Source organism: Deinococcus hopiensis KR-140, from assembly GCF_900176165.1.
In the GTDB taxonomy this organism is placed as follows: Bacteria; Deinococcota; Deinococci; order Deinococcales; family Deinococcaceae; genus Deinococcus; species Deinococcus hopiensis.
This window is the reverse complement of the sequence record NZ_FWWU01000001.1, coordinates 148,996-173,569: the sequence shown is the minus strand read 5'-3', so window position 1 is coordinate 173,569 and position 24,574 is coordinate 148,996. Positions and strand designations below refer to the sequence as shown.

General features: G+C 59.0%; 15 protein-coding genes. 3 read left to right on the top strand and 12 right to left on the bottom strand.

Annotated features, from left to right (window positions below):
- Positions 1 to 10 precede the first annotated feature (10 nt).
- Positions 11 to 1,141 (bottom strand): ROK family protein, encoded by a 1,131-nt coding sequence (locus B9A95_RS00780; RefSeq protein ID WP_212648211.1) that lies wholly within the window; start codon positions 1,139 to 1,141, stop codon positions 11 to 13.
- A 395-nt stretch (positions 1,142 to 1,536) separates the two neighbouring features.
- On the opposite strand from B9A95_RS00780, the gene B9A95_RS00775 reads away from it, so the two are divergent.
- Both B9A95_RS00775 and B9A95_RS00770 read left to right on the top strand, forming a co-directional pair.
- A complete protein-coding gene (locus tag B9A95_RS00775; RefSeq protein ID WP_084045065.1) occupies positions 1,537 to 2,760 on the top strand; it encodes an ROK family protein in 1,224 nt (407 codons plus the stop codon).
- A 17-nt stretch (positions 2,761 to 2,777) separates the two neighbouring features.
- Complete coding sequence (locus B9A95_RS00770; protein ID WP_170928348.1) at positions 2,778 to 3,908, top strand: Gfo/Idh/MocA family protein; 1,131 nt, start codon at positions 2,778 to 2,780, stop codon at positions 3,906 to 3,908.
- A gap of 362 nt (positions 3,909 to 4,270) precedes the next feature.
- Here B9A95_RS00770 and B9A95_RS00765 read toward each other — a convergent pair whose 3' ends face one another.
- The 8 genes from B9A95_RS00765 to B9A95_RS00730 form a co-directional block, all read right to left on the bottom strand.
- Entirely contained in the window at positions 4,271 to 5,494 is a 1,224-nt protein-coding gene (locus B9A95_RS00765; protein WP_084045063.1) for an ROK family transcriptional regulator, read from the bottom strand.
- Positions 5,495 to 5,597: 103 nt separating this feature from the next.
- Positions 5,598 to 7,472 (bottom strand): putative bifunctional diguanylate cyclase/phosphodiesterase, encoded by a 1,875-nt coding sequence (locus B9A95_RS00760; protein WP_245808072.1) that lies wholly within the window; start codon positions 7,470 to 7,472, stop codon positions 5,598 to 5,600.
- Positions 7,473 to 7,669: 197 nt separating this feature from the next.
- Positions 7,670 to 7,813 (bottom strand): hypothetical protein, encoded by a 144-nt coding sequence (locus tag B9A95_RS33065; RefSeq protein WP_170928347.1) that lies wholly within the window; start codon positions 7,811 to 7,813, stop codon positions 7,670 to 7,672.
- On the bottom strand, positions 7,813 to 12,489 hold the full coding sequence (locus B9A95_RS00755) for a carbohydrate-binding protein (protein WP_139806327.1): 4,677 nt from the start codon (positions 12,487 to 12,489) through the stop codon (positions 7,813 to 7,815). Before B9A95_RS00755 ends, B9A95_RS33065 begins: the two co-directional genes overlap by 1 nt.
- Before the next feature lie 875 nt (positions 12,490 to 13,364).
- Positions 13,365 to 16,133 carry an AbfB domain-containing protein gene (locus tag B9A95_RS00750; RefSeq protein ID WP_170928346.1) on the bottom strand — a complete coding sequence of 923 codons (2,769 nt, stop codon included), beginning with the start codon at positions 16,131 to 16,133 and terminating at the stop codon, positions 13,365 to 13,367.
- A 1,675-nt stretch (positions 16,134 to 17,808) separates the two neighbouring features.
- A complete protein-coding gene (locus B9A95_RS00735) occupies positions 17,809 to 19,521 on the bottom strand; it encodes an endo-1,4-beta-xylanase (protein WP_212648210.1) in 1,713 nt (570 codons plus the stop codon).
- A gap of 320 nt (positions 19,522 to 19,841) precedes the next feature.
- Complete coding sequence (locus B9A95_RS33060; RefSeq protein WP_170928345.1) at positions 19,842 to 20,015, bottom strand: hypothetical protein; 174 nt, start codon at positions 20,013 to 20,015, stop codon at positions 19,842 to 19,844.
- A 409-nt stretch (positions 20,016 to 20,424) separates the two neighbouring features.
- Positions 20,425 to 20,751 (bottom strand): hypothetical protein, encoded by a 327-nt coding sequence (locus B9A95_RS00730; RefSeq protein ID WP_084045057.1) that lies wholly within the window; start codon positions 20,749 to 20,751, stop codon positions 20,425 to 20,427.
- A gap of 1,222 nt (positions 20,752 to 21,973) precedes the next feature.
- Here B9A95_RS00730 and B9A95_RS36645 point away from each other — a divergent pair.
- Positions 21,974 to 22,027 carry an excalibur calcium-binding domain-containing protein gene (locus tag B9A95_RS36645; protein WP_139806331.1) on the top strand — a complete coding sequence of 18 codons (54 nt, stop codon included), beginning with the start codon at positions 21,974 to 21,976 and terminating at the stop codon, positions 22,025 to 22,027.
- A 91-nt stretch (positions 22,028 to 22,118) separates the two neighbouring features.
- Here B9A95_RS36645 and B9A95_RS00725 read toward each other — a convergent pair whose 3' ends face one another.
- The 3 genes from B9A95_RS00725 to B9A95_RS00715 all read right to left on the bottom strand — a co-directional run bounded on the left by B9A95_RS00725 (position 22,119) and on the right by B9A95_RS00715 (position 24,573).
- The gene (locus B9A95_RS00725) at positions 22,119 to 23,078 is read right to left on the bottom strand and encodes a peptidoglycan-binding domain-containing protein (protein ID WP_245808071.1); all 960 of its coding nucleotides are present in this window, start codon (positions 23,076 to 23,078) and stop codon (positions 22,119 to 22,121) included.
- 350 nt (positions 23,079 to 23,428) lie between these two features.
- Positions 23,429 to 23,770, bottom strand: coding sequence for a hypothetical protein (locus tag B9A95_RS00720; RefSeq protein ID WP_084045055.1), 342 nt, complete (start codon positions 23,768 to 23,770; stop codon positions 23,429 to 23,431).
- Positions 23,770 to 24,573: an ATP-binding protein gene (locus B9A95_RS00715; RefSeq protein WP_084045054.1), complete on the bottom strand. Its 804-nt coding sequence runs from the start codon at positions 24,571 to 24,573 to the stop codon at positions 23,770 to 23,772. The genes B9A95_RS00720 and B9A95_RS00715 overlap by 1 nt, the downstream gene beginning before the upstream one ends.
- Between the last annotated feature and the right edge of the window lies 1 nt (position 24,574).

Genomic DNA, 24,574 nt, shown 5'->3' with positions numbered 1-24,574 from the left:
AAGGCGGACGTTATTGACTCAGGCGTTGTTTGAGGGCCTGGTGAATGGCGAGGGCGGTGCTACCCCGCGCGCCAGACCTGGTGCCGAGCTGCGTGTAGTCGATGTGCAGCTTGCGGGTGGAGAGGGGCAGACTGCGGGCGTACACGCTCTGGCGAATGCTGGCGAGCATCAAGGGGCCCATATAGGCGACCGGGCCATCCAGCAGGAGGTGCGATGGATTAAAGAAGTTGACGAGAGAGGCGAGCACCTGTCCGACGCGGCTTCCTGCCGTTTGGATGACGTGATTTGCGGCGGGGTCGCCTTGTCGAGCGGCGAGCGAGACGTCGGAGAGTGTCAGCTGTCCTTTGGTGCTCACCAGGTCCTGCAAGATTGTGCTGATGCCCTGTTCAGCGGCAGCGACGGCTTCCCGGACAATGTTGGGCGCGCCGGCGAGGGCTTCGATGCAGCCCGTGTTGCCGCAGTGGCACCGTGGGCCCTGAGGATCAATGCTGACGTGACCGATATCGCCGGCAGCACCGTCTGCACCCCGGTACACTTCGCCCCGCACGATAATTCCCGCTCCGATCCCCGTGCCGAGATTCACGACGATCATGTTTTCGTTGCCGTCACTGTCACCGTTGCTTCGCCGGTGGTGAAGTTCACCGAGGGCCATGACATTGACGTCATTATCGACAAAGACGGGCGCGCTGTGCGACTCGGCGAAGTACTCGCGGAGGTTGAAACCTTCCCAGTTGGGCATCAGGGGCGGGTTGATAAGCAGCCCGGTGTGAAATTCGACGGGGCCGGGGACGCCCATACCGATGCCGAGGATCTGGGAGCGGCGGATCGTCTGCTCCTTGAGGAGTTGGTCGATGCTCCTGCTGATGATGGCGAGGACAGGCCCAGGGCCGACGCGGACGTCGGTCTCGGTGGTGCTGCTGGCAACGACCTGGAAGTTGACGTCGGAGACCGTCACGGTGACGCTGGTGACGCCGAGGTCTATGCCGATGGCGTAGCCGAGGTTGCGGTGCAGTTGCAGACCTGTGGGGCGGCGTCCACCGGAGGAGTCCTGGACGCTGCCTTCCTCGATCAGCTCTTCATCGATCAGATCGCCGACGATGCTGCCTACTTTGCTTTTCGAGAATCGTGTGCGGGTGACCAAATCATACCGTGAAGGGCAATTGGACCAGAAGATAGCCTCCAAGACGGTTAAGCCATTCGGGTGACGTACCGGGTCCGTCATCGTCATCGTTACCTCAACTCTTTTAACTTTGATACTTCGGCAGCATACGAAAGCCGCTTCAGTCCTACAAGGTCTAAGTTCGGCCTGGAGGTGGCAAAAGCCTGACCTGTCCAGACCAGAGGTCTCCCGCTCCAAGCCTCAGCCAGCGAATAACGCCGAGTAGGTTCCGACTTGCTGGGCGTTCGCTGCATTTTTCCGTCCGAAACCCCCTGATCAGGACGACTTTGATCCGAATTCCTCCCAAGTCCGAACTTTGAGCTGGAATTGGCCGCCCTTCATACTGCGGCCACACCACTCCAGCAAGGAACGGAAGAATGACGCACTTCATCTCCACCGAGGAATCTCAAATTCTTGAAGGGACGTTCTGGCGGGAACACACCACCCGTCAGTACCTCAGTCAGGTCACCGGCTTCTCCCGCAACAAAGTCTCATCGCTGGTCAGCAACCTGCTTAGCCACGGTTTTATGCAGGAGGTCGGGCCCCAACCCCACTGGCGTGGCAAGAACCATCACCTCACCCTCAACGCCGGTCTCGGCTACCTCATTGGTGTGGACCTGGGATGGACCTCGGTGACTGTCGCCCTGTCCACCGCGAACATGACCGTCCTTCACTCTCTGAACAAGACGTTGGGCCCTTACCAGGATCAGGACGCGGTGCTCGCCTGCATCACGACGCTGATTGAGCAGGTGCTGGGGCTGCAGGAGATTCAAGCGCACGAGGTGCTCGCGATTGGACTGGGGCTGCCCGCCACAGTGAATATCGAGGGAGGTCTACTCAGCGTCGAGCACTTGCCTCAATGGTCCTACGCCGGTATTCACACCCACCTTTCGCGTGCGTTCGGCGTCCGCGTCTTCCTCGACAATGACGCCAACATCATGGCCTTGGGCGAATTGTGGATCCAGCGTCGCCAACACCCCCAGTCTGAAGTCGAGAACATGATCGTCATCAAAGTCGGGCACGGTATAGGCGCGGGGATCATCGCCAACGGCCAGCTGTACCGCGGCCACGACGGCGCGGCGGGCGACATCGGCCACATCTGTATCGATCCCGAAGGACCCGTGTGCCACTGTGGACGGCGCGGTTGTCTGGAGCGTCTGGCCAGCGCACGGTTCATCGTCGAGGCAGCCCAGCGTCAGGCGGCGCTCAAGGGAAGTTCACTCGGTCAGCGGTTCTTGAGTCCTGACCAGATTCGTTACGAAGCGGTCCTGCACGCCTGCCGGGAGGGAGACCCCGAAGCCCTCGAGATTATTCAGCGCGCCGGAGTGCGGCTGGGAAATGTCATCTCCAATTTCGTCAACTTCTTTAATCCAAGCAAGGTGTTGATTGGCGGCAAGATCGCCCTGGCGGGGCCACTCCTGCTGGCCTCCATCCGACAGACCGTCTACTCGCGGAGTCAGCCGATCTCCTCACGTCACCTCAGTGTGGACTACACCCAGCTCAACGAACGGTCCACCGTTTGCGGTGCGCTCGCGCTTGCGCTCCTCAGCGCGTTTCGGGACGCGGCGAATCCCCAACCCCTCCACTTCCTCCAACCATGACTTCTGAAAGGACGCATATGACCCACTCCACCGTTATCGTCGGCTTCGGCTTCATTGGGAAAGCACATTACGACTGCCTCACCCGCCTGGGTATTCCCGTCACAGGGATTGTCGATCATCCGACGGAGCAGTTGCGCGCGTTCGCGACAGCGCGGGGCCTGCGGCTTTACAGCGACTGGCAGGAAGCGGTCAGCGACCCAGACGTTCAAGTCATCCACAACTGCACTCCGAACGCCCTCCATCAGGTGATCAACACCGCCGCAATCGAGGCTGGCAAGCACATTTTCAGCGAGAAACCCCTCGGCATCGACGCGCAGGAAACGGCACAGCAATGGCAACTCGCACAGCGCAGTGCGGTGAAGCACGCCGTGAACTTCACATACCGCGGCTATCCCCTCGTGCATGAATTGCGCGCGCTCATTCAGCAGGGCACCCTCGGCGAGATCCGGTTCATCCGGGGGCATTACCTGCAAGACTGGCTGCTGTTTCCCACCGACTACACCTGGCGCCTGCACGCCACCCGCGAGGAAACCCGCGCTGTCGCCGACATCGGCTCACACCTGGTGGACCTCGCGCGCTTCGTGACCGACCTGAACCCACGCAGCGTCTACGCATCGTTTGAGACGCTCTACGAGGAGCGGTACTACCCCGCAGGGGAAGTCAAAGCCTTTGAAGTGAGCGAAGCCTCCACCGAGACGTACCCGGTCTTCACAGAAGACCACGCCACCCTGCTGATCGATTTCGGCACCGCCAAAGCAAATTTCGAAGTCTCGCAGGTCGCCGCAGGCCACAAGAATGACCTGTTCATCGAAGTGCTCGGCACGCGCGGATCGGCAAGCTGGCACCAGGAGCGTCCCGAGGAGCTGCACCTCGGCTTCCGCGACCAACCCAAGCAGACCATCGTCAAATCCAACCTGCTCTCCCCCGTTGGGCAGTCCTTCATGCACTACCCGGCTGGACACCCCGAGGGGTACCCGGACGCAATGAGCAACGTGATCCGTACGTTCCACGCAAGCCTGAGTGGCGGAGCCTCCCCGTTTGCCACGTTCGAGGACGGACATATTGCCGCTCAGGTGATTGAAGCTGCCGTGCAGAGCCAGGAGGCCATGGCAGCCGTCAAGCTCGGGCAACCTGCTGCAACGCCCTAAGCAGACACCTGATACGGGATAACAATGATCCTCACTCATATGGTTATGAGAGTCATATCTATTTAAGTCGTCCTAGATGTGATCCGTATCCTCGTCATACATCTAGCCATGTACAGAAATCGCTTTGATTCCGTATGATATGGTTCTCGGATACATCCGTTCCATCCCCTCCGCTTCGGTGATTTCATTCTGCCACCGTTTTTCCTGCTCGCTCAGGTTGGCCCGTTATCTCATCTCGGATGGACCGGAATCCTTATGACACGGACTTGGATGGCATTCCCTCGTCAAGGATTTCATCCAAGCGGGGCGAGCAGGAGAGGAACGGGCTCCGGGCGTGGAGATGAAACAGACTTCCGTCCGCTTCAGAAGGGCCGGTTTGCCCAGTCTGCTGCCGAAATCATGGGTGGTTTGGCCATTGAATTCACGTTGAAAAACTGCTCCACTGCCAGGCCTGCTGCGCCGCGTAGCCAGGTATGTAAGGGATCCGGCTGCTCGTCAACGAGGAGTGTGAATGATTGCGCATTCCCAAAGACGTTGCGGCCCAACTCCTCGCGCAGCGGACCGAACACGGCTTCGCCGAGACGGACGGTTTCTCCCGTGATAATCATCAGCTCTGGATTGAACAGCGTGACGATATTCGCGAGGACGCGCCCGTATCGTCGGCCGGCCTCATCGAGCAGTTCCAGCACGCTCTCGTTTCGCTGCGTGACGAGTTCCAGCAGGGCGTCGCCCTCCGGAAGCGTCTGATCTGGGTGGCGCTCCTGCCACTGCGCCAGGATGTTCGGTTCGGAGATGTAGGCCTCCAGGCAGCCGTGACGACCACACGCGCAGAGCCGCCCTTCGGGCTCCACAATCATGTGGCCCAGTTCACCGGCCCCACCCACCGCTCCTCGGAACAGCTTGCCGTCCAGCACGAAGGCCCCACCGATGCCGCTCCCGAACGTCACGACCATGAAGTTGTTGCTCTGCTTGCCGCGGCCGAGCAGACGTTCAGCCGTCGCGAACGCGTTCAGGTCGTTGTCCACCCAGGCGCTGACGCCCAGCCGCTCTTCCAGCATGGAGGTGATCGGCACGTCCGTCCAACCATGCCGGTGCGAGTGGAGGCAAATCCCGCGCGTCACATCGATGATGCCCGCCATTGCCATACCAGCGCCCACCAGGCGCTGCTTTTTAAAATGCACCTGCCCCATCAGGTATTCCAGCGCCACTTCCGCCGTCGCCACCACAGCGCGCGGCGTGCCGTTCGGCAGCGGCAGCACCTGACTCGCCAGGACCTGCAGGCTCAGGTCTGTGATTCCGACCTCGATGGAGTCGACGTTGAGCTTCATCCCGATGGCGTAATGCCCCGCATAATTGACGTCCAGCGGCACCGATCGGCGTGAGGTCTGATCAGAAAGGTCGGGGCGCAGCACGACCAGCCCCTGCTCCAGGAGTTCCGACGCGACGATGGAGATGGCCGCTGCGCTGAGTCCAGACCGTTCCGCGAGGCGGGCCCGGCTCATCGGGCCTTCACGGCGGAGCTCGTTCAGAATCATGGCGCTGTTAATCGCCCGCGCTGTGCGCTGGTCGATCTTCTGGGTACTCATCAGCGCTACTGTATCCCACGAGCTGGAAACGACTCCAGCATTCGCACAACAGATGCCGCGAAGCTGCTGTAAAGAACAGAATTTGTGGGGTCACGCGCCCTGTTCAGGAGGAGAAGCCATGAGGATACCGGCGTGGCGGTGACGTGACGGACGCCTTTGGCCCCCTGAGGTACCAGCGTTCCACCGCTTCAGGTGGCATCGGCCGGGCGAACAGGTAGCCCTGGCCAACATCACAGCCGAGCATCTCAAGGGCATTCCGCTGCGCTTCTGTTTCGATCCCTTCGCCGACCACTTGCGCTCCGAGCAACTGGCCCAGCGAAACGATCATTCCGGTAACCGCCGCGTACCTGGCGTGATCGGGAAGGCACTGAACGAAAGACCGGTCCACCTTCAGCTGACTTACGTCGAGGTGAACCAGCTGGCTTAAGCTTGAAAATCCAGTTCCGAAATCATCCAGCGCGACGCGCACCCCGAGCGTCCTCAGGTGGTTCATCAGCTGAGAAGAGCGCTGCGCTTCCGTGAGCAGGACGCTCTCCGTCACTTCGAGGATCAGCCGTTGTGGCGGTAAACCCGTGTCTTGCAGCACCCGCTCTACAGTGCTGAGAAACGCTGGGAGCTCCCACTGACGCACCGACACATTGACCGACACGTCCCACTCCGGACAACCCGCTTGGCGCCACTGGACGACTTGGCGGCACGCCTGCGCCAGCGTCCATTCCCCAAGTTCAATGATGAGGTCACTTTCCTCTGCCAGTGGAATGAAGCGTTCGGGAGGAACCCAGCTTCCGTCAGGCTGGAGCCAGCGCAACAGGGCTTCCATCCCCACCACTTCTCCCGTACGCAGATCGACTTGAGGCTGATAGTGAACCTGCAGTTCAGCCTGCTTGAGGGCCTGCGACAACCTGCAACGCGCATACAGCTTTTGTTGGGCTGCGCTGGTCATCTGCGCCGTGTAAAAGCAGTACGCATGGTTCCCCCCTGCTTCGGCCTGGTGGAGCGCCGTATCCGCGGTGTTGATCAGCGTCTGTGCGTCCCTTCCGTCTGTGGGAAACAGGCTGATCCCGATGCTGGCCTGAACGCTCAAGGTGTGGCCCTGCACCTCAAACGGCCCGCTCAGCGCCTCAAGCAGGTTCTGGGCAACCTGCGACGCTTCCTGAGCATCGCGCAACGTGGGCAGTAGGATGGCGAACTCGTCCCCACCGAAGCGGGCGACGCAGTCACCGGGACGTACAGCCAATCTCAACTGTCCGGCGACCGCCTGCAGGAGCTCATCTCCCGCTGCGTGACCCAAAGCGTCGTTCACGGTCTTGAACCGTTTGAGGCCCAGCACCAGTACACCCAGAGGACAGTCCTGACGGTCGGCTTGCTGCAATGCCTGCTCCAGGCGATCAAGAACAAGCTGTCGGTTGGGCAGACTGGTCAGGCTGTCGTGGAACGTGACGGAACGGGTGTACTGCTGCATCCTCTGCCACTCCTCAACACCTACGCTCCACTCCAATGCATCGATCACGCTGACCGCCAGGTCCTGGAGCATGGACTGCTCCTCAACAGTGAACCCACGGGGTGGCACGTCATGTACCGCGAAGACACCAATGCGTTGCCCGTCGGAAGTCACCAGGGGCGTCCCTGCATACGCCCGCGCGCCTTCACGTTCCATCACCGGATCCCGCAGCAAGCCGTTCCAGCGCCGAAGGTCCTGCACAGTGAGCACTCCGTCCTGCAGGATGGTTTGGGCGGAGCAGACCTGCCAGCGGTTCATGCCGCAGATATGGACTTCTGGGGTGGAGTTGAGCCAGGTTCGTTTCGCACCCAGGAGGCTGATGCTGACCAGCGGAACGCGAAGCAGGCTTCGGGTGAAACGGGCGATCCGACCGAACTCAAGTTCCGGTAACGAATCGGGCGCCTGATAGCGGTGCAGCGCGCTGAGCAGCGTTGCCCCGGCCGCTGGCTCTGGGCTCTGCATGTCCCTTTTTTCCACCTGTTGCTCCTCAACTGTGAACCTGCGCTTGAGTTTCGCCCGTCTACGTCCTGCTCGCTGAAGGGAAGCGGAGGCTTGGCGTAATGGCAGGAGTCGGTTACGACTGCAGTGGCAAAATTGAGCGTCGGCACCCAGAGCTATTCCCGGTGCTGACGCTCACACATTACTGGCCTATTGCTTGGAGAATTTGACGTCGTCTAAGTACAGGGACTGGTGATGTAGAAGCCGGTTTCCGCCTGGTGGGTGGTGACGGGGACGTTCGAGATCGTTCCCTGCAACCGGAAGGGATTGGTCTGGAGAGCGCGGCTCCGTTCTACATCCCCTTCCTTCTTCACGACCATCAGACCGCTGTCTGCCCCCCCATGGACCGCAACCAGGCCTGCAGGGTGTCGTTCCCGTCGACAAGTCGCGCTTTGACTGGGTTGACGAAGGCTTCGTAAACTGCCGCGCTGGAGGCCGTACCGTTCAGACCGCTGTGCGTTTCCGTGTAGGCCACGTTTGGATGCGTTCTGTTGAGGGCCAAGGCGTTCCAACCGGTGCGGCTGCCATCAACTGTGCGGTTGGGGGTGAGGTGCAGACCGTTGACTCCAGAGGCAATGAACTTGAACCAGTTGACGTTGAAGAGGTAGCCAGCGCCGCCCTTGGCCACGAGGACCAGGTTCTTCACGCCGCTCGCACCGCTTACCGGAGCGCTCACCGTCTGCCAGGTCTGCCAGCCACTGGTGGCGGGAACATTGACTGTGCCGAGCAGGGGACCGGTGGCACTGCCGTCGCGGAACTCCAGGGTGCCGCCGGCCCCTTCGCTGGACACGCGGACCTGCACACTGGCTGCGCCTGTACCGAAGTCCACACCGGTGTACGTCATGGTGTCGTTCGCGTCGATGTAGCCGACGTCTTTCCCCCCGCCCGTGTCGGTGGTGTCCTCCAGCTGCGTTCCGGTCTGGCTGTTGTACGACTCCGCTTCCAACTGGCTGAAGGCGGAACGACTAACGGATTGGCTGAACTTGAACCAGTTGAGGTTGAAGAGGTAGCCAGTGCCGCCCTTGGCCACGAGGACCAGGTTCTTCACACCGCTCGCACCGCTTACCGGAGCGCTCATCGTCTGCCAGGTCTGCCAGCCACCCGTGACAGGAATATTGACTGTGCCGAGCAGGGGGCCGGTGGCGCTGCCGTCATGGAACTCCAGGGTGCCGCCGGCTCCGCCACTGGATACGCGGACCTGCACACTGGCTGCGCCTGTACCGAAGTCCACGCCGGTGTACGTCATGGTGTCGTTCGCGGTGATGAAGGCGACGCTCTGCCCGCCACCCGTGTCGGTGGTGTCCTCCAGCTGCGTTCCGGTCTGGCTGTTGTGCGATTCCGCTTCCAGCTGGTTGAAGGCGGAACGTACGGCGGAACCCTCGCTGAACTTGAACCAGTTGAGGTTGAAGAGGTAGCCAGCGCCGCCCTTGGCCACGAGGACCAGATTCTTCACGCCACTCACACCGCTTACCGGAGCGCTCACCGTCTGCCAGGTCTGCCAGCCACCCGTGGCGGGAACATTGACTGTGCCGAGCAGGGGACCGGTGGCGCTGCCGTCGCGGAACTCCAGGGTGCCGCCGACTCCGCCGCTGGACACGCGGACCTGCACGGTGCCTGCGCCTGTACCGAAGTCTACGCCGGTGTACGTCATGGTGTCGTTCGCATCGATGTAACCGACACTTTGCCCACTGCCGGTGTCCGAGGTGATTTCAATGCCAGTGCCGGTTTGGGCGTTGTGGCGTTCCGCCTCAATTTGCGTGAATGCCGAGCGTTGCGTTGGGGCGGGAGGGGCGGGGTCCTCCGTGAGGGTACCGAGTGCCCACTGCAGGCCCTGACTCAGGTGGCGTTTGAAGTTGGGGTCGCTGTAGATGGCCTTCTGGTGTCCGAGGTTGGTGTACCAGCTGCGGCCGCCGTCGTAGCGTCTGTACCAGGAGATCGGGTGGTTTCCCATGGCGGGCGCCGCTTCCAGGTTGTAGGAGCTCTCATCAATTTTGATAAGTGGGATGATCCCGTCCTGGACGTTCCTGAAGGAATACCACTCGCCCGTGACATTCCAGGGGTTGGGCAGCCCGGCAGTGACTTTGCGGGTCGTGTCGACGTAGAGGGTGCCCTGCTGGTTGTTGTTGGAGGGGTGACCGTTGAAGTACGCGCCGACCAGGCCGTTGTACCAGGGCCAGTCTTGCTCGGTATCAGACGCCGCGTGAATTCCGACGAAGCCTTTGCCAGAGCGGATGTAACCCTCGAACGCAGTCTGTTCCGTGGGGTTCAGGACATCTCCGGTGGTGCTGAGGAAGACAACTCCGTCGTACTTGACGAGGTTGGCACTGGTGAAGTACTCACCGACATCGGACAGTTGAGCGAAGTGCACGCGGTAGCCGTTGTCGATGCCCCATTGCTGCAGCATGGTTTGACCGGTGGGGATGGAATCGTGCGTCCAGCCGGCCGTTTCCGACAGCACAAGGACTTTCTTCGCGTTGGCTTTCTGGAAGTCAAGCCAGTTCACGTTGAAGAGCGCGCCGTTCCCGTGGAACACGAAGTACAGGTTCCGCGTGCCGGCGGTGCGGGCGGCGTCGCTGAGCTGCATGGTCGTGAACCCCCACTCTTGCCAGCCGAGCGGGCTGTAGCTGCCCCGGCCCGCGACGCCAGCCGTTCCGATCAACGGTCCAGTGGGGCTGTCGAGTCGCGCTTCGATGGTGCCGCTCGTCACGGAGTCCGTTGCAACGCGGAACAGAATGGACTCAACGTCCGCGAGGTTGTGGTTGCGGAGCATGATCCAGCTGTTGTTGTTCAGGTAGGAGATGTTCTGTCCACCGCCCGTGTCGCTGGTCGCCTCGCTCTGTATCGCGCTGCCGCCTCCGTCGTCACTGGTGTACCACAGTTCCGCTTCGTGCTTGTTCGGGTTGAACCAGGTGGTCGCGGTGGATTCCAGACCGGACTTGTCGGTGTAGAAGGCTGTCAGTTTGAAGTAGATGTCTTCCGTGGGGTTGATATCGGCTTCGTTGATGGTGTAGGTGCCATTGCAGCCCTGCAGGGTGGCCATGCCGTGCACATGCTCGCCGGGGCGTGTGACGTGCGCGGTTTCGATCTCCACCCGGACGCTGGAACAGGGAATGCTGCCCGTGGCGATGGAGCCGTCTTCTACGTCAGTCACGCTGACGTTCCAGCTGATGGGCGTGCCGTACGTGAGGACCGTTCCGTTTGCAGTGGGTGATGTGAAGTTGACCGTCGGGGCATTCACTCCAGCGTTGATCCGCACGCTGTTGGCTCCCACTGCGCCTTTGCTGTCCCGGACAGTCAGGCGTGCCTGGTATTGACCCGCCGTGTTGTACGTCCAGCTGCCGCTGCTGGCAGTTGAGTCCGTGGTGCCGTTCCCGTCGAAGTCCCAGGCGTAGGTCAGGGCGTCGTTCTGGGGGTCGCTGGTGCCTGCCGAGCTGAAATTCACTGTGAGTGGCAACGCCCCTGTCGTTTTGTCCGCAGCGACGTTCACGACCGGCGGATCATTGGTGCCAAAATTCAGGGCGTACAGTTCGCCGTATTCATTCTGGCTGTCGACCACTCCGCGCGGGTACGCGATGGCGTAGATTCGCTGCGTGCGCGGATCGGTGACCATGTCGATGGTGTTCGCCTTGAGGACTTCGTATCCGACGAGGGTGGGCGCACTCTCTGCGGGGTTGAAGACGTGCAACTGCCTGTTGTTGAAGTCCCAGCCAATGAGCTTGTTCTCGAAAAACGCTGGAAGACGTAACGGGTCGCTGGAGCCTTTGGAGTGGTAGACGAAACCAACCATCTGCCCGGTGTGCCGCTGTGAGAACCACGAGCCCCGAGCCGCGGGCAGCGCGCGGTCGCCAGTATTGTTGGGGGAGTCGTTGATGGGACTGGCAGGGTTGTACGCCTGCCCGTTGGACTGATCGATGTACGCCTGATTCGGACCGATGGCGTACGGCCAGCCGAAGTTACCGGGGGTGGTGGTTCGGTTGACTTCATCCTGCCCCAGGGGGCCTCGGGCAGGATCCGGGTTGTCCGCGTCCGGTCCAAATTCTCCCCAGTACAGGGTGGATTCGTTCGTTGTGGGATTGACATCCACGGTGATGCGGTACGGATTCCTGTTGCCCATCGTGTAGATTTCAGGCCTCTCCGTTGCGCTGCCGGGAAACAGGTTGCCTGCGGGGACCGTGTAGCCGCCGGTCGCGTTGGGACGAATGCGCAGAATCTTCCCGCTGAGGCTGTTGGTATTTGCGGATGTGCGCTGCGCGTCGTAGTATTCGCGGCCTGCTGCTTCTTCCAGGGGTGCAAAAGCCGTGCTGAAAGGATTGGTGTTGTCTCCGGCGGAGATGTACAGGTCTCCGTTCGGCGTGAACTTGATCTGGCCGCCGACGTGACAGCAGAGGGCCCGTTGGGTAGGCCACTCGATGATCATTTTCTCTGAGGTGAGGTCGAGGGTACCGTCGGCTTTCAGAACGAAGCGCGATACGCGGCTCAGGCCGCTATTGGGGTTACTGGAGTTTGCGGTTGGAGGAGAATAACTCAGGTACAACGCCCGGTTCGTATCGAATTGCGGATCCAGGGCAATGCCGAGCAGGCCGTCCTCTAAGGAGGAGAACACGTTGAGCATGCCAAGAACACGGGCCTCACCTGTATCAATGTTGTAGCTGTAGACGTGACCTTTGCGGCCAACCACATAGGCAATGCCTTTGTTGTCGATCTGCATCGCAATGGGGTGAACGAGGTAGTTCGAGATCAACGTTTCTGTACGGAACTCAGAAGCAGCGGGTCCACCGGAGGGTGGCGTGATGGCCTGCGCGCTCAGGCGCGGCCTGGGGTGGTCCTGCGAAGTGTTCGGGGTTGAGGAGGGCGCGCCGGTGACCTCGCCCGGCCCGCGGGCATGATCGTGAGTCTCAGCAGCGGGTGCGTTCAATGGGGGTTGTGGGGCGGTACACGCTGTTAAGGCAAGGGTGGCGGTGAGGAGCAACTTGAATGTCGTGTTGAGTTTCAGCACAGTGTCTGGTGACCTTCCTAGAGTTTGAGGCGAGAGTGCGGAGTCGTGTCGAAGAACCCTGAATAGACGAAATAGATAAGACCTCCGGGGACAAAGAGAGGGTTGGGGTACACGTGTGGCTTGACGGCACAAAGCCACGCTGTGTCAGCTCAGGGCTGACAGAATTCAAGATGGGTTTCGCCTAACATCGTAGGTTGTAGGCATTCAGCTCCCAAGTTCAAACTTTGATCTGAAGTCGTGAAAAGACTACGGATCTCAGACTTTTTTGTCTGCCCGACTTTACTGTGGGAAAATTCAGGAGGAGCCAGGGAGTCCAGCATCGACGATGAAGGTTCTCTGCTCCATTGCGCTCTATCTCACTAAACGGTTGGTCTCGCTTGCCAGTGCTCCACAACCAACTTGGAAGCGGGACGTCGCTACACAGTACAGGGGGTCAGCCAGGGGCGGCGAAACACTACATTGCTCTCCTGCTGCTCTCTGTAGTGCTGCTGGCCACCTCCCCCCTTCTTGTTGAGGGCTGATCTATGAACACAGACCAACGCCGAGCTAAGCGCGACAAGTAATTACGTTAAGCGCGTGTGGCGTTCAGAATGCGGGGGGAAGAGGGCCGTTATAGGGTAGACGTTCAACCTCAAACTTTACAATAATGCTTGAACTCCAACGCTCACAATCCCAGGATAAAACAGCCAACCTAAGACAATTCTCCTCTATCAAGAAGTGGTGTAGTAGGCATCTCAATTCTCAAGCTACCTACTACACCACTTCAGCCACACAAAGATTAAGTTGTAAAACTCTTCAAGGCTTGCCTACCGCCTCTTTTGCTTAGATTATATTACGTTCCAGTTATTACCATCCTTGCGGAATCTAACTATATTTTAAGGAGCCAGTGGAGCTTCTATAGTAAAGCTGGCATCTTCGTTAAATAGGGCAGTGGTCCCAGCAGCTCCGTTGCCTTTTTCAGCGATCCACGCTTCAGTGTTATAGTGACGCAGGTAGTAGGCAGGAAAATTGAATGACTGAAACGAAAGACCGTTTCCTGAGAGCCCAGGCACAGCGCAGAAGGTGGCATCATCATCGAAGGTAGCAGAATTGTTGCTAGTCTCCAGGCGCAGTCTAAAGTCATAGTGTCGTAGGTATTGACCTGGGAAGTTTCTGGATTCAAAAGACACGCAACTGTTGTCCGCTAGCCCTTGCACCACTTTGAACGTAGCATCTTGCCTGTCTGTCGGAGCACTACTATTCGTAATCGACTCTACCCAGCCCAGGTTGTTCCGATGCCGTAGAAAATAATTGCTGAGTCCTGGAGTAGCGGCCTTCAAAGAACTCAAGCCCGTAGGAACATCTACCAAACTGCGGTGCAGCGGGGCAGTTAGGTCAAAGGAGGTATCCTCTTCAAAAAGATTAGGAGTATCCCAGCTGCTGGCTCCACCATTTTTCGCCATATAGAGTGCGAAGTCGTAATGTCTCAGATAGTATCCATCAAGATTTTTAGCCCGGAATGACAGACCTCTTCCGATTTTACCTCCTTCTGGACAGAAAGTGGCGTCGTCCTTGAAGAGCTGGCTGTTGTCGTTAGCGTCGAGTCTAATACGGTAATTAAAGTGTCGCAAATACTGGCCGGGGTGATTGAAAGCCTCAAAGGATACACAGTTGGCATCAGAGAGACCTGCCACCAGTTTAAACGTAGCCTCCTTCTTGTCCAGCAGACTGGAGGTTTTATCGAGGGCAGAGATGATCCCGATCTGATTTTGATGACGAACGTACCAGTTACCAGAAAGGTTGGATGTCAAGGCCTTAAGGGAATGGGTCTCGCCCAGGGGAAGTTTAATCTGTCCTGGAGTAACATTCATAGTAAGTACCGTGACCGAATTTGCCGGGAAGGTGTAATTAAAAGTCTTGCTGGCCGTAAAGGAACCAGCAATTGGAGCGATGGCATTTGGTTGACTAAGGGTGTTAGTTGCCGCACGATTGGTTGAGGAGAGAACTATGCTGCTTCCAGATGCCTGAACAGCAGCTGCACTTGATAAGTCCAGAGTAAGCGTTTTAGACACCGTATTGTTATTGACGACCTTCACAAATAATTTTCCAGTTTGTCGATTTAAGCTACTGGACTGGAAAACGTTCTGCACATCACTGGTAAAGCTAGCAGGAACCACTTCAGTGCCAGTATTACTGGAAAACATCTGCTGGACGTAATAGTTAGGTGAAACGTATGATGTTTCAGCATTAAACTGGATCATGTCCGGTTCCCACTGCGTGTTATTCAAATGCTGAAACAGAGGCGCATAAGCTGATCCCCAAACTACGTCCGAGTTGCGCTCCAGACCTGTCATGAATCCCGCTTCGCCAATAGCGCCGGCCAGACTAGCGCTTCTGTTCGGTTCCGTACCGCCCAACGAGGCGTATTCTCCAACAAATATTTTGGTATTTGTTCGAGGATAGTTGTCATAGTTATGTGAAAAGTCCAACATGGTTTGCGTGGGCAGGTAGTAATGATCATCAATAATATCTGGAGTGCGGTTCATGCTGTCGCGGACAGTGGCGATCAATTTCACATTCGGGTAACGCGCCTTAATAGCGTCGTGGAATACACGGTAGCGGTATTGGACGTAAGATGAAGCACCGTTGTTCAACCAGTCTTCATTACCAATCTCCAAATATTTTAAGTTGAATGGAGCTGGGTGACCTGCTGCTGCCCTTTTCGCGCCCCAAACCGAGGTGGTAGGCCCATTGGCATACTCAAGTGCATCTAAAGCATCCTGCACGTAAGGTGCCAATTCCGATTCAGTGAGGATGTCGTTTCCACCGTCAAGGTGCAGTCCTGCGTAAATACCTAATACGGGCTCGGCCCCGATATCTTCAGCGTATTGAAGATATTCATAAATTCCTAGTCCATCACTGGAGAAATAACCCCAGGCAGAATTAAAGTGTCCTGGACGGTCGATGTTGTCCCCAACAGTTTTTTTCCAATCCCAGTGAGTAGCTCGGTTGGCAGCTTCTATGAAATTGCCTCCAGGAAAACGGAAGAGGCCCGGCTTCAAGGCGGCAACTTTTTCAGCGAGATCGGTGCGCAAGCCGTTCGGGCGACCTTTGTAGGTAGGTGGGAAGAGTGATACCATCTGCAACCAGACTGTGCCAGCGCTTTGAGCGGCTACGACAACGCGGTTCCCAGTACCACTGCCACTGCTGGCCGTAATTGGCAACGTAAATTTCTGCCAAGTGCCGTTTACACCATTGACAGTTCCCCGTCCCAGCACTGTCCCGCTGCTATCTTCAAGACGCACTTCAAGGGTGCTGTTGGTCGTGGACTTTGCCCAGACAGTGGCAGTGTATGTCGTGCCATTCACAACTTTCAGCCCAAAATAGCCACCATTGACCACACCGAACGAACCGCCAGCATTGACATTACTGACGTCCATTCGCAAGGACCTGGCCATGGCGCCAGCATGTTGTGTAGCGTCCAATGAGACGCTCCCAGTGGCATTCTGCGCGAGCGTACTCCAACCGGGGATAGAAGTGGAATTCTCATTGAATGCCCGGTTTTTGACCAACTCTGCATACAAGCCCCCGTCAGCAGCCTGGTTAATATCCTCAAAAAATTGGCCCCACAGATGGCGGCTGATCGCTGGTCCTGGTCGCGACAAATCAATGTTTAACCCATTGTTTATAGCCTGTGAAGTTACAGTAGTAAGTGGGGATGCTGTATTAGAAATAGACCTTGTTTGAACTCCACCGTGGTTCTCGGTAGTAGGCGCGTTCGAGTCGAGTTGTGAGGCGCTACATGCTGTTAAAGCAAGGGTAGCGGTGAGGAGTAGTATGAATGGAGTGTTAAGTTTTAGCATGGTTTCTGGCGACCTTCCTTGAGATGGGGGCGGGGTAACCGAGCCGTGACAATGAACCCTTACTGGGTGAAATAGATAAAACCTCCGGGAATAACAAGAAGGTTGGGCTATGTATGAGGCCTGGCAGCGCAAGACCACGCCGTGCCAGCTTATGGCTGGCAAAATTCAAGATGGGTTCGCCCAACATCGTAGGCTGTAGGCAGTCAGCTCCCAAGTTCAAACTTGGGTCTGAAGTCGTAAAAAGACTTTGTACCGCGAGTAGGGAATGCACCTTCGCGGGATTGTGGTGAAGGAGATCACGACACCCCTACAAGGCCACTTCCACTGTCCTGAGCGTCTTTGGGTGCCTATTTGACTTCAGTAGCCAAGCGGGTGAGCAGTTGCGCTCCCTGGCATCTTGCAGGCATGCTCTCGGGGGTATGACAAAGAGGTTTGTGGTCGGGCCTCAACCGTTCGGCGAGCTTGGAGGGCTCGTGTCGGCAAAGGGTGTGCCGTACCTCACGTCAGATTGACCGGGGCCTTCGAAGACCTTCTCCCCTGCCCTGTTCCCCGTCGCCTTGGTTGCAGTGGTCATCGGGGTGGGGACTTCGCCCTTGCTTCTCTCGCTGTCTACGGGCGCTTCCACGATCGACACATCAAGTCCCTCTCGAAAAGACCCAGCCGATGACCACCCGAGTGCCCGTCTACCCGCTGTACACGCGTTCCAAGCTCACCCGCACCGCGGCCTTCTGACTCTGACCGTGCCGCTCCTGCGGTGCTTCGTCAAGAGCTGGTGCTGCAACCGCCCCAAAGGGTGCTCGACGACCGCCTCCCGTGGTGTCGCTGGAGCAACTGGCGGCGCACGCGCAGCGGATTCGCGAGGCAACGCGGACGGTGCTCTTGGAGGATGCCCACCCCCTCGCGCTGTTCAATGGCCCGAATGCGCTGCAGGTCTCCCCGTTGTGGGAACGCTTGGAGGCCTTGGTGAAGGAACCCCGTCCAGCGTTACAGGAGTGAGCGCAGGGCTCACTGACCTTGCTGTGGTCCGTGACCGGGAAGCGTGTGCAGTTGGATCCGGCTGTGCTGACCCGGGTGGAGCGGGCGGCGAATCAGGTTCGATTGGCCGTGCCCTTGATGCAGGCTTTGAAAGGGAAACAGGTGGACGCGGTAGTGTTTGAGGAGCGTATTGCGCGTCTAGGGGTCGGGCTGCTCACTCGGCGCGGGACCGGGTATGGAGTGTGACAGTAATGGGCAGGCGTTACGGTTTGATCCGAGGACCGGGGAACTGTTGGGAGAGTCTTTACGCCCCGGGCGTCCACCTCCGCTGGAAAAGGGAGCGGTAGCCATAAGGACAGCCTGGACAGTGCGTTAAGAGGCATATGCGGCACCGCTTCAACGCGACGCTGACCAGCAGTGCTGGTGCGCCTGCTGCGCGAGGCCGAGGGCAGGATTCCGATCTCGCGCTGGGACGTCGCTCCGGCAGTGACGGAGAAGACGATTACCAGCTGGTCGTGCAAGCCTGCCCGGTCAACGCATCCGCCACACCGCGTAGCGCCGGCTTGTCGTGGTACCTGCCGTCGAACATCAGTGGCCAGTCGTCGTGCCGGTTATTGAACAGAAACGGAATCAACCAGCTGTTCGGATCGCTCACGCCCCACACCACAAGGCCGCCGCGTTGGCTGGCGGGCACGGTATCCATGTAGGCCTTCACCACCTCGCAATAGCGCTTCTTCTGCGCCAGACCCAGGTCCAGTGTGTACGCCGTCTTGATGTCGCCGGACTGGTAGGCGCTGCCGTACGGGTTGTTGATCGGGATGTCGAGTTCCGAGATCTTGACCTTCAGGCCGCGGTCTACGACCTGCTTCAGCGACGCTTCGATCTGATTCACCGATGGGTAGTCCATAGACACGTGCATCTGGAAGCCCACGCCGTCGATGGGCACGCCGCGTGCCTTGAAGCCGTCGAGCATCGTGGTCAGCGAAGCGAGCTTGTTCGCATCGGACTCCATGTTGTAGTCGTTGTAGTAGAGAAGCGCGTCCGGATCGGCCGCACGCGCCGCGCTGAACGCACGTTCGATGTAGTCGGGGCCCGCGTGCTGGTAGAACAGCGACTGGCGGTAGCCGCCGCCGTCGTTCAGCGCCTCGTTGACGACGTCCCAGCTCTGCACGCGGCCGGCGTAGTGCGACGCGATGTTCTTCACATGATCGTCCAGCATCGCCAGGAAGGCCGCCTTGTCGCCGCTGAAGCTCTTCATGAACGCGGGCACCTGGTAGTCCGAATGCCAGATCAGCGTGTGCGCATGCACGCCGATGCCGTGCGCTGCCGCGTAGTTCACCAGTTCGTCCGCCTGCGCGAAGTCATAGGTGTTCTGGTTCGGGTGCAGGTAGCTCATCTTCATGATGTTGCCCGGCGTGACCTGGCTGAAGTGCTTTTCGACGATCTTCTGTTCCGCCGGCGTGCTCGGTAGGCTGTGGGCTTCGTAGCCGCCGTCGACGCCAACGCCGATGGGGAACGTAGCGAGTGCGCGCAGGCTGGCGACGCCCGCGTCGTAGCAGCCGTTTCCCCCTCCTGCGGCGGTCGACGTGACACCCAGGTCATAGAGGGTGGTGATGGGAGACGTCACCGGCCCTGCCACACGAACGCGGCAGATGGTCGTGCCGTCCACCAGACTGGCGCCCAGGGCTGTGGCGCGGCTTTGCGCTTGACTGACCGTCTCCTCCGGCACCCGTGTCACACGATTGGCTGAGTCCTCGACAACTTCAAAGACCAGCGAGAAGCTATAGGGGTCGTTGATGGGATTTGCTTGCAAAGGCAGCCTCACCGCGAACGTGACGAGGCCATCGTACTGATCCACACCTGGATTGGCGCTTAATGTGCGGCCACTGCCCGTGCGGTTGCGGACCACAAAGCCGTACTGGAAGACATCCCGTACACCTGCTGGCTGCCCGATTCCACTCGCTTCGGCCGTCGTCAATGCCTGGAAGTCTGCCTGTGAGGCGTTTACCGTTGGGATGCCGTTGATCAGGGTCATCCCCACAGTGGGAATAAGTTTTGGAGCCAGGGTAACGTCCGCACCCGACCCGTCGAAGCGTTTGAAGTTGCGGACAGCCGTACCGCTAATCGTTTCCGGGCTGCTCGCGTCCACCGCCACAAAGGTGAGATTGCTGCGGGCGACAGGTGAGGGGACGCCGTCCATTCCAGCGTTACGCACGTTATACGTAGCGTAGAGGTAACGCGTCCCACTTCCTGCAGTGCCAACATCGAAGCTGCCTTTGCTGTTGAACTTAAGTTGCAGTCCCTGTGCCACTTTAGTGAGGGCTTGACCGTTTATGTTGCTGTCCAGACTGCGGACGTTCGAGGCGTACACCTGAGTACCAAGACCCGTAAAGCTCACCTCGACCCGGCCGAGTGAGCGGGGAGTTGTCGGAGTGGTGGAGGAAGGTGGGTATGGCAGAGCCACGGGGGTTTGAGGAGGGGTACAGGCAGAGAGCAGCAGTGACAGCCCCATGGTTGCTAAACCTTGCCTGTGCATTACCAGGTTCCCGCGCTGCTTTTAATGGGATTGGGAAGGCCGAGGCCGGTGAGGCTGACACTTTGAGCGAGCGTGACGGCCTCCCAGGCTCCCAGGACGCTCAAGCGGGGCGCTTCGTAGGGAGGGAGACTGAGAGACAGATCAGGGGAGGCAAGTTTTGGATCGTTGGTCATACAGCAACTCCTTGAATTGTTCCTGCTCAGCGCTCAACTGCACGGTGTACCGGAGAGGGCGGCTCATAGCCAACGACGCCAATTTGAAAAATGCTGTACTGGTGACTCACTTGCCACGGGTGTCGGCATTCAGACCCCTGAAAGATGAGAGAACAGAAACCTGACCTGGTCGAAGTTCCTCTCGACACCCTTGAGCTCGGGAGACCGCTCACCTATGTCCAGTGAGCCACCAGGCATCTTGTTTGGCCTCAATGCGGCGAATGTATGCCGCAACATCTACGCTTTGCTCCCCTGTGCCCTTGGACACTGAAGCTGAGCCGGACGAAGCCAACAGCGGAAGGAGATTTGCTCCTTAAACGAATTCCTCGAGGGGTTCCCAGAACTCACCACCGTAATCGTGGACGTGTGTTCACCCCTGGCCGGTCACCGGCACAGTGTTCTGCTTCGTGTTCCCTCGCGCTTCCTCCACCCATCCCATCACGAGGGCGAGCACGCCGGGAAGCACACACCAGGAGCACACACCTACCTCTACGATCCGGTACGCGTGGCCCAAGATGACCCAGCCGTCCACGGCATTCATCAAGTCCTGCGCGAAGGTAAGTAGCAAGAGCGCGCACACCATGGTCAAGTGCAGCGTCAGGGTGTTGGGCTGCAGCCACGCGAGGCGGGGAAGCTGTTCGGCGAGTCCGTTTACGAACGCTGCCACGAGCAGGGTCATCCAGAGCAAGGTCATCATGAAGCACCTCCTGCCGCGCACTGTGCGGGGGAATGGGGGGACGCTGAATGGGCTGCGTATGAAGTAGAAGGGACGGCGCGGCTGACTGAGGACGAGGACCGTACTGCCCGGACATATGAATTCTGCTATTTACGTACTTGAGCTGTGCTTCCATAGGAACATGAGTGCTATGGAGCATGCAACGCTTCGAGAGCAACTGGGGCTACAGGCCGAGAGGAACTCCCTGGCTTCCACCACCGCTACACCCGAACCGCAATCGCCTGGTGCAAGTCGCTGGGCCGCCATGTTGAATCTGTTTAAAAGTCCTCCGCTATGACTCCACCGACGCACTACTCAGGGTCCATCCGCAGAATATGTTAGTTAAACTCTTTTAACTAATCCGAGAGTAAGGGGCAAGGTTATGAAAAGTCAAGAGGCCTTTAGGCTCGAAAAGATGACTTTTGCCCGGTATAGGCGTCAAGAAGTCGAGAAGTTTGTGGCACCGACGACTTTTAGACGTCATTTGGTTAACTGTGTTAACTTTCTGTTCAAAAATTCACAGATAGAACCTCAGTGCATCACGGAGAATTTATGGCACAAACGGTGCCGCATTGAACCTCTGGCTCTGGGCTTCACGAGTGGGACCGTACTCCCATTCCTCCGCCAGATTGAAGGGCGGTCGCTCCTTCCCTTCTCTGTCCCACAGCACGAAGTGGTTTCAACAGTGCACGGGCCCATAAATGCGGTGCCAAACAGCAAATGCATACTCCTCTGAATTTCCCCGAAGTACAGCTAATGGTCCGATGGAGAGGTACTTCGGGAGTTGAATTGAAGGGGTCCTTTTGGCTTCGCGTTGGGACTTCACTCTCTACGGTGCGGAGGGGAACTTATCTCCCAACTTACTTCCCCAATAGACCACTAATCTCCTTGAGCTGATGTCTCAGCTTCCCGTTGTGCTTGGCTACGCTTTGGTCACCACCGCCATATACGCCAAGCTCGACGTGGAGGTCCGCCTCGAAGCGGCTGACCAAGCCGACTGAACATCAGAAAAATACGTGACGGTGGGGGCCGTATACCGTCATGGTGGAGAGGGGCAGGGAGCGGGACAGATGCGCCCAGCCGCTCCAGCGGTGCCAGGGAAGCCACCGGAGTTTGTTGCAACGACCCCAGTCAGCCTACGTCTTCAAAAACGTACGACCCCAGCTACGTGGCTGCGGGGGCGGCTCCGTCACCAAGGGGATAACTGGGATACTGGGATGGGTTGGACCAGGATGGAGATGGCGTAGCCTGCGAGTGAGCGAGAGCAGACGCGTCCGTACCCGCTCTTTTCCCCTGAACCGTATGGGGAGGGCGGAGGGTCAACAGGCCCTCCGCCCTCCTTCCTCCCCTCAGTTCCAGGCGCAGTGGACGTGGTTCTTATGCCCACCTGTGGGGTCGTGATACGCGTCGAACGTCTGGCTGGGGTCGGACCCCGCCGCAATGCACGCATTGCGTGCCGCCGTGTGCGCACTGTTCGGACTCGACAGGCTGGTGCCGTTCCAGATCCCGATATCAAAGGCCAGCCCCGCGTAATGGTCCGAGTTGGCCGAGTGCTTCCCCCCCGCGATGGACGTGATGTAGATCGTCCCCGTGTTGGCGACCTTCAGCATCCCCTCCAGCATCGACCGTTTCAGCGTGGTCGTCAGCCCGCAGTTCGCGTTGGTCGCGCACCCCCGCTTGACGGGCAGGCCGTTCGAAGTGTCCACCATGTTCTGCTTGGGATTCCCCCCGGTGGTGTCGCTGCTTGTGCCCAGCGTGATGCGGCCATTGCTCAGAATCTGCGAGGCCAGGGTAGCGGTGGTGCCGCCAGTGCCCGTCCCCACGGTGCCACTTCCGTTCACCAGGGCGTGCCAGGTGTTCAGGCCCACGATGCCGTCGGCACCCAGTTCACGCTTCGTCTGGAAGTCGCGCACGGCGGTATCTGTCCCGGAGCCGAAAATTCCATCGACAGTCACGCTGGCGTAGCCGTAACCGCTCCGCAGTTGGTCCTGCACTGCCCGCACCGCGTTGTTGTTGTCGCCCTGACGCACGGTCTTGATCAGGGCTTCCCAGGTGTTGCCCCCCACCACGCCGTCCACCGTCAGCCCTTTGGCCCGCTGAAAGTCGCGCACGCGGGCATCGGTGTCTGTCCCGAAGATTCCGTCGATGCTGACCGTGAGGCCTGCTTCCCGGAGGAGGTACTGCAGGGTGTAGACCTCGCGGCCCGTGTCACCTTGCCGGATGGCTTCCCAGCTGAGTTGGGAGGCGAAGGCGGCAGGGGCCTGCGTAACGAGGGCGATGGTGACGGCGGCAAAGATTCCTGTACGCATAGGAGGCATGCTTCCCGATGCAAGCGTGGAGCACAACCCGGAAGTGCTCAGAGCGGGTTCAGTTCGTGAAGGGAAGTGGATCGGACCCCACTCAGCAGGGGCCGGTGAGAGCCGCCGATGGCCGTTCGAGAAGGCCCGGACTGAGTTCCTCTTGCCCAGTGGAGACATGATGGCCCGCACAGAAAAAGGTGAATTGATCTGGAAAAGCGGAGAATCGTCGCTACGTACGGCATGGACACACCGCCCAGTCGCTCGCGTGCGCCCCTGATGGCTTCTACTCTCCGACTGGACCAGGGCGCCCTCGTCGTGTACAGGGTTCCGCAGGCTGTCTCCGACGTGATGCCATTGGTTCAATTCCCCGTGCTTGTGTCAATGACGTCCCAGCTAATGGGTATCCTGGGCTCTCCTGCCGGCAGCCCTGTTGCCCCATACCCCTCCTCGAGGTCCGTCCGATCCCGCACCATCCCGCGATCTTCCAAGGTGACCTTGGCGGGGAATGCCATCATTCCAGCCATACCAAAAGGGTCGTTGAATACTTTGTGTTCCATGTTCGCGGCATGCATGGGAGGTTTTGCCGCTTCCACCACCCTCGCCGTAAAGGACTCCAGCGGCTCCGGCATATGCTCCGCCTTCACGGCATGCACCGCTTGCTTCAGGTCATAGAGGTCGTACACGCCGATCTCCCGCACCATCAGGCCCCACCTAAACAGGGGGTGGGGTGAAACAGGGCGGCCAGCAGCTCGTTCTCAATGATCTCCGTGATGCTGTCCCCGTGGGTGGTGGCAACAAATTCACCCTTCGCTGAAAGGTGCCGGATGGTGTCTGCTTCCAGCTTGGTCTGCACCTCGTCAATCACGATGATGTGCGCCGAGTTGTTGGCAATGGCCTCCAGCATCACCTCGTGCTGCTTGGCCTTCACTGGCACAAAGTAGCGGTCGGCTTCCCCAATTCCTGGGTGGGGTGTGCGCCCGTCGCCCGCCACTTCGTTTGAGGTGTCCACGATGGTCACGTTGGCGTCGTACTTCTCCGCGATGATGCGGGTCACGTCGCGGAGCAAGGTGCTTTTCCCTTTGCCGGCCAGGCCCATGATGAGCATGGTTGGGTCCTCGTGCAGGCGAGCGCGCAGGACCTCGCCCACACCCACGTAGAAGCGGGCGACGCGGATGTTAAAGCCGTCCGTGCCCCTGCCGTCGGCACTGGGAATCCGGCTGATGCGGTGGCCGGTCCCGTCAATGCCGGTGCGGTTGTCGTCACGGATGTGGTCCAGTCGGGAGCGGAAGTCCGTGAGGTGGCTCTGACCGATCACCAGATGCGGGTACTTGTGCCAGGTGCCATGATGCTTGATCTTCATCTCACGGCCAAACCGGAGCTTGACCTCTTCAGTGTCTGAAATGACGCCTTGCAATACCTCCCGAATATCGGCGGGAAGTATTGCAAGCAGCTTCTGGTAGTCCTTCTGGATTCTCGCTTCGACGGCTTCTCGGGTGAATTCCATT